The sequence below is a fragment of the Vibrio sp. OPT46 genome (assembly GCF_015163535.1).
Taxonomy (GTDB): Bacteria; Pseudomonadota; Gammaproteobacteria; order Enterobacterales; family Vibrionaceae; genus Vibrio; species Vibrio alginolyticus.
In genome coordinates, this window is record NZ_JADDYG010000831.1 from 1 (window position 1) to 326 (window position 326).

Annotated in this window: 1 protein-coding gene; it reads left to right on the forward strand. The window is 41.4% G+C overall.

Going from position 1 to position 326, the window contains the following annotated elements; all coding sequences use genetic code 11:
* The coding region (locus tag IQR33_RS28990) for a PucR family transcriptional regulator (protein ID WP_193844270.1) at positions 1–159 on the forward strand (159 nt) is incomplete at its 5' end.
* Positions 160–326: the final 167 nt, after the last annotated feature.

The following is a 326-nucleotide window of genomic DNA, read 5'->3' on the forward strand; positions in this document are numbered from 1 at the left end:
AATGGCAATGTAACAGAATGCTCTAAAATGCTGTTTATTCACCGGAACACTCTGCGCTATCGGTTAGAGAAAATCACCGAGATAACAGGGCTACCAACTACCAATTTTGTGGGGTTAGCGGAGCTTTATATTGCGACTCGGCTCTCAAAAATGTCGTGATATTGTGCATCTGCACAATACGCGTCATTTTTTGACCACATCATTTGTCACTCCGCCTAAAGGAATTCTAAAGCAAACGATTAATAATTCATGCGTCCCTACATGTTGAGTGAGCCAACACGGACTCGCTCAGCAAAATAAGAATAAATGGAGTTATCATGAACCTT